The 5,102-nt window shown below is 70.2% G+C and carries 9 protein-coding genes and 1 tRNA gene; 7 read left to right on the top strand and 3 right to left on the bottom strand.

The window, feature by feature from the left end:
• The coding region (locus I9P22_RS23020; RefSeq protein ID WP_199262456.1) for a peptidoglycan-binding domain-containing protein at positions 1 to 618 on the top strand (618 nt) is incomplete at its 5' end.
• A gap of 21 nt (positions 619 to 639) precedes the next feature.
• Positions 640 to 1,083 carry a DMT family transporter gene (locus tag I9P22_RS23015; RefSeq protein ID WP_199262454.1) on the top strand — a complete coding sequence of 148 codons (444 nt, stop codon included), beginning with the start codon at positions 640 to 642 and terminating at the stop codon, positions 1,081 to 1,083.
• A gap of 182 nt (positions 1,084 to 1,265) precedes the next feature.
• Here I9P22_RS23015 and ykgO read toward each other — a convergent pair whose 3' ends face one another.
• Both ykgO and I9P22_RS23005 read right to left on the bottom strand, forming a co-directional pair.
• Positions 1,266 to 1,391 (bottom strand): type B 50S ribosomal protein L36, encoded by a 126-nt coding sequence (ykgO, locus tag I9P22_RS23010; RefSeq protein ID WP_017998967.1) that lies wholly within the window; start codon positions 1,389 to 1,391, stop codon positions 1,266 to 1,268.
• Positions 1,392 to 1,474: 83 nt separating this feature from the next.
• Positions 1,475 to 1,549: transfer RNA gene (locus tag I9P22_RS23005), tRNA-Val, on the bottom strand.
• Between the two features lie 180 nt (positions 1,550 to 1,729).
• Between I9P22_RS23005 and I9P22_RS23000 the strand changes: the two genes are divergently transcribed.
• The 5 genes from I9P22_RS23000 to I9P22_RS22980 are packed head-to-tail and all read left to right on the top strand — an operon-like array spanning position 1,730 to position 4,877.
• Positions 1,730 to 2,593 (top strand): N-formylglutamate amidohydrolase, encoded by an 864-nt coding sequence (locus I9P22_RS23000; protein WP_199262452.1) that lies wholly within the window; start codon positions 1,730 to 1,732, stop codon positions 2,591 to 2,593.
• Positions 2,594 to 2,628: 35 nt separating this feature from the next.
• Positions 2,629 to 3,519 (top strand): SPFH domain-containing protein, encoded by an 891-nt coding sequence (locus I9P22_RS22995; RefSeq protein ID WP_199262450.1) that lies wholly within the window; start codon positions 2,629 to 2,631, stop codon positions 3,517 to 3,519.
• Positions 3,519 to 3,782, top strand: coding sequence for an NfeD family protein (locus I9P22_RS22990; RefSeq protein ID WP_199262448.1), 264 nt, complete (start codon positions 3,519 to 3,521; stop codon positions 3,780 to 3,782). The genes I9P22_RS22995 and I9P22_RS22990 overlap by 1 nt, the downstream gene beginning before the upstream one ends.
• 20 nt (positions 3,783 to 3,802) lie before the next feature.
• The gene (locus I9P22_RS22985) at positions 3,803 to 4,198 is read left to right on the top strand and encodes an NUDIX hydrolase (RefSeq protein WP_199262446.1); all 396 of its coding nucleotides are present in this window, start codon (positions 3,803 to 3,805) and stop codon (positions 4,196 to 4,198) included.
• Positions 4,199 to 4,247: 49 nt separating this feature from the next.
• Positions 4,248 to 4,877, top strand: a complete 630-nt coding sequence (locus I9P22_RS22980) for a glutathione S-transferase family protein (RefSeq protein WP_199262444.1) — start codon at positions 4,248 to 4,250, stop codon at positions 4,875 to 4,877.
• Here I9P22_RS22980 and I9P22_RS22975 read toward each other — a convergent pair.
• On the bottom strand, positions 4,878 to 5,102 hold a 225-nt coding region (locus tag I9P22_RS22975; RefSeq protein WP_199262442.1), incomplete at its 5' end, for an orotidine 5'-phosphate decarboxylase / HUMPS family protein.

The following is a 5,102-nucleotide window of genomic DNA, read 5'->3' as shown; positions in this document are numbered from 1 at the left end:
CGGCTGGCCGGTCTGGGCCTGCAGCCGGGCCCGGCGGACGGGGTGTTCGGCGCCCGCAGCCGCGCCGCCATCGCCGCCTGGCAGCGCGGGAATCGCCTGCCGGCCACCGGCTACCTGACCCATCCGCAGCTGCAGCAGCTGGCCGCGCCGGACCGGCGTGGCAAGGCGCGGCAGGATCGCGGCACCCATGCCGAAGCCGCCCCCAACCCGCCCGATGCCGCAACCGATGCCGCGCCCGGGCCCGGGGCGGCGGGCGGTGACGAGGCGACATGGCGCTGGGTGCGCCGGCAGGGCTCGGCCGCGGCGCATGAGACCTATCTGGAACGCTTCCCCGCCGGCCGGCACGCGGAACAGGCGCGCGCGCGTCTGGCCACCCTGCGTGCCGGGACCGAGGCGGCGCGGCGCGAGGAAGAGGCGCTGCGGCTGGATCCCTCGACCCGCCGGCTGATCGAGGAACGGTTGCGCATCGCCGGCATGCAGCCCGGCGCGGTGGACGGCGCCTTTACCGACGAGACCCGCGAGGCGCTGCGCCGCTATCAGGCGGCGCGCAACCTGCGGGTGACTGGCCATCTCACCCAGCAGACGCTATCCAGCCTGCTGTCGGACGTGTTGCGCTGACGCTGACGAAAGGCATGACCCATGCAGTTCCCGATTCTGGCGGCGATCTTCGTGACCCTGGCGGGGGTCTGCATCGCGGTGCAGGCGCCGATCAACGCGGCGCTGGGGCGTGGGGTGCAAAGCCCGCTGGTCGCGGCGGCGATCTCGTTCGGGGTGGGCTTCGCCATCCTGGCGCTGGCCGCCATCGGCATGGGCCAGGGCCGGGCCTTCCTGCGCGCCGGCTCGGTCGTGTGGTGGATGTGGGCCGGCGGCGCGCTCGGTGCCTTCTATGTCTGGACCATCGTCTGGACACTGCCGCGGCTGGGCGCTCTTTCGGCGCTTTGCGCCCTGGCGCTGGGACAGATCGTCGCCGCGATCGTCCTGGACCGCACCGGCGCCTTCGGCCTGCCGCTGCGCGAGATTTCGCTGCCGCGCATCCTGGCGGCGCTGATGGTCGGTGGCGGGCTGGTGCTGTCGCGCTTCTGACCTTTTCCGTTTGAAAATTACCCCGCGGGGGTGCGGGGGCGCGAAGCCCCCGCCGGCGGTCGGGCGGCAGCACGGCCGGCCCCGGACCACGCACAAGGGACCATGCGCAAAGGGCGATGCGCAAAGCAGAACGCCCGCGGCGCGGGGCGCAGCGGGCGTTCCTGATCCGGTGACCGGCGATTTCAGCCCTGGCGGGCCTTGAAGCGCGGATTGGTCTTGTTGATCACGTAGATGCGGCCCTTGCGGCGCACGATCTGGCAATCGCGGTGGCGGCTCTTGAGCGAGCGGAGCGAATTGCGAACCTTCATCGGTCTTCTCCTATCGCGGCGCATCGCTAGGTCGCGCCTTGGAAACGAAATGCCCCCGGAAAGCCCCGGGGGCGCGAATTGAATGGTGGGCGGTACTGGGATCGAACCAGTGGCCACTACGATGTCAACGTAGTGCTCTACCGCTGAGCTAACCGCCCCCTTGACAGGTGATTCTGTCAGCGCCGCTGCCAGATCCCCTTGGTCCGCGTGTCTATATCCACCTCTTTCCGGGGTTTCAAGCCCTCATTCAAGGGCTGTTCACGCTTGCGGATCGCGGTTTAATGGCTTTCATTCCGACTGCCCGCAACGGGCATCGGTTGCACGCGCGGAACCGAAGGATGAACAGGAAAGAGACCGTCTTCGACCTGATGCGGCCGGCCGAATGGCATGGCGGGGTGATCTTTGCCTCGCCGCATTCCGGCTGCGCCTATCCCGACTGGTTCCTGGCCGAATCGCGGCTGGATGCGCTGCAGCTGCGCTCCTCCGAGGATGCCTTCGTGGACCGGCTGATCCGGCCGGCGCTGGACCATGGCGCGGCGGTGCTGACCGCCCGGGTGCCGCGCTGCGTCGTGGACCTGAACCGCGGCCCCGAGGAGATCGACCCGCTGGTCGTCGGTGGCGCGCTGCCGGGGATGATGAACCCGCGAATCATGGCCGGGCTGGGGGTGATTCCCCGCGTCGTCTCGCAGGGGCGGCCGATCCACGACCGGCCGATCCCGCGCGAGGAGGCCGAGCGCCGCATCGCCCGCTTCTGGCATCCCTATCACCGCGCGCTGGCGGCGCTGATCGACGAGGCGGTGGGGCGATTCGGCGGCGCCATCCTGATCGACATGCATTCCATGCCGCGCGACGCGCTGGCGCATCTGCCGCGCCCGCGCCCCGAGATGGTGCTGGGCGACCGCAACGGCGTCTCGGCCGCGCCGCGCATCAGCGCCGCCGTGGCCGAGGCGGCGGTGGCCGAGGGCTTCCGCATCCGCCGCAACTCGCCCTTTTCCGGCGCCTATATCACCGCGACCTATGGCCGGCCGCGCAACAATGTCCATGTCGTGCAGCTGGAGTTGGACCGCTCGCTTTACATGGACGAGCGCCGGATCGAGCCGCGCGCCGATTTCGACCTGTTCCAGGCCCGTTTCGCCCGCGTCGTCGAAAGGCTGGCGCGGCTGCGCCCCGACGCCAGCGATTCGGCCATCGCCGCCGAGTGACCGCCGCCGAGTTACCCCAGGGGAAAGGACCGCCCATGCCGCCCGAGATTTCCGACCTGCTGAGCCAGAACATCGCCCTGATCGTCCTGGCGGTGGTGATCTTCCTGGCGGTCAGCACCGCCGTCCGCATCGTCCCGCAATCCGAGAAATACGTCGTCGAGCGCTTCGGCCGGCTGCATGCGGTGCTGGGGCCGGGGATCAACTTCATCGTGCCCTTCCTGGACCGGGTGGCGCACCGCATCTCGGTGCTGGAGCGGCAGCTGCCGACCTCGCGCCAGGATGCGATCACCGCCGACAACGTGCTGGTGCAGGTCGAGACCAGCGTCTTCTATCGCATCATCGAGCCGGAAAAGACCGTCTATCGCATCCGCGACGTGGACGCCGCCATCACCACCACGGTCGCGGGCATCGTGCGCTCGGAAATCGGGACCATGGAACTGGACCAGGTGCAGTCGAACCGTGCCCGGCTGATCGAGCGCATTCGCGAATCGCTGGCCAACATCGTCGACGACTGGGGCATCGAGGTGACGCGGGCCGAGATCCTCGACGTCAACCTGGACGAGGCCACCCGCGCCGCCATGCTGCAGCAGCTCAATGCCGAGCGCGCCCGCCGCGCCCAGGTGACCGAGGCCGAGGGCAAGCGCCGCGCCGTCGAGCTGGCCGCCGACGGCGATCTTTACGCCGCCGAGCAGCAGGCCAAGGCCAAGCGCGTGCTGGCCGATGCCGAGGCTTACGCCACCAACGCCATCGCCAGCGCGATCCGCGATGGCGGGATCGAGGCCGCGCAATACCAGGTCGCCATGCGCCAGGTCGAGGTGCTGGCCGAGGTCGGCAAGGGCCAGGGCAAGCAGACGGTGATCGTTCCCGCCTCGGCCGTCGAGGCGCTTGGCGACGCGTTCAAGCTGTTCCGGGGGGGCAGGCCGTGATGAACGGCTGGTTCTGGATCGTCGCGGCCCTGGTCCTGGCCGCGGCCGAGATCGTGCTGCCCGGCTGGTTCTTCCTGGGCGCCGCCATCGCGGTCGCGCTGATGGGGCTGGCGCTGCTGATCGGGCTCTGGACCGGCGGGCTGCCGCTGGCGCTGGTGGTCACGGCGGTGCTGACCGGGGCGATCTGGCTGGCCCTGCGCCGCATCTTCGGCAGCAATCGCGGCGAGGTGCGGCGCTGGACCAGGGACATCAACGACAACTAGGGTTCATCGGCGCCAAGCTGGTGCTGACCCATGGCGGGCGGCTGCTGGCCTGCCTGCGCGACGATTTCCCCTGGATCCCGTTTCCGGCGCATTGGGACCTGCCCGGCGGCGGGGCCGAGCCGGGCGAGACGCCGGTCGAATGCGCCCTGCGCGAGCTGGAGGAGGAGTTCGGCCTGAGGCTTTCCCCCGACCGGCTGCGCGGCCGGGCATTCGCGTCGTGGAACGATCCGGCGCGGCTGTCCTGGATGTTTCACGGCAGCATATCGGAGCCCGAGATCGCCGCGATCCGCTTCGGCGACGAGGGGCAGGATTGGCGGATGATGCCGGTGGCGCAATTCGTCGCCCATCCGCGCGCCGTGCCGCATTTCCGGGAAAGGGTGGCGCTGATCCTTGCCGAAACCGGGCCGGGGATTTGAAAAACGCTGCTGCCTGTGCATGATCCCGGCATCAGCAAGGAGGCATGGAATGTCCCGCATGCAACTATACCGTCGCAACGGCTGGGGCTCGGCCATCATCGAGATGCAGCTGGCGCATTACGGCCTGGCGGCCGATGCCGTCGAGGTGGCCGACCTGTTCATCGACCAGGAAGCCCGCCGCGACCTGATGCGGATCAGCCCGGCAGGGCAGATCCCGGTGCTGATCCTGCCCGACGGGCGGGTGCTGTCGGAAAGCGCGGCGATCACGCTGCATCTGGCCGACATGACCGAGCGCGACGACCTGGTGCCGGCCCCAGGCGCCCCGGAACGGCCGCGTTTCCTGCGCTGGCTGATCTTTCTGGTGGCGCAGGTCTATCCCTGCTTCACCTTCGGCGACGATCCGGCGCGCTTCCTGAGCGACAAGGCGGCGCAGAAGGAACTGGGCGAGGCCACCACCGCGCGGCTGCAGGAGCTGTGGACCGCGCTGGAAGGCGTGGTGGGCGCGCCGTGGTTCCTGGGCGAGCGCTTCTCGGCGCTGGACATCTATCTGGCGGCGATGACCAACTGGAAACCCGGCCCGGACTGGTTCCAGGCGAAGGCGCCCAAGGTCTGGTCCATCGCCAGCGCCACGGCGGCGCGCGAGGATCTGGCGCCGGTCTTCCAGCGCAATTTCGGCTGATCAGAGCCCGGCCAGTTCCGCCTGGATCGCCTGCGCCGCGGCACGCGGATCCGCCGCCTGCCAGATCGGCCGGCCGACGACGATATGGTCGGCGCCGCTGGCGATGGCGGTCGCCGGCGTCTCGATCCGCTTCTGGTCGCCGGCGTCCGCGCCCGCCGGCCGCACGCCGGGGGTGACGATCAGCCGGCCCGCCGCCTCGGGCAGGGCGCGGATCGCCGCGGCCTC

Origin of the sequence: Paracoccus binzhouensis, from assembly GCF_016446475.1 — a bacterium.
Lineage (GTDB): Bacteria > Pseudomonadota > Alphaproteobacteria > Rhodobacterales > Rhodobacteraceae > Paracoccus > Paracoccus binzhouensis.
Note: the sequence above shows the minus strand (reverse complement) of the source record. Positions and strands in the feature narration are given on the sequence as shown.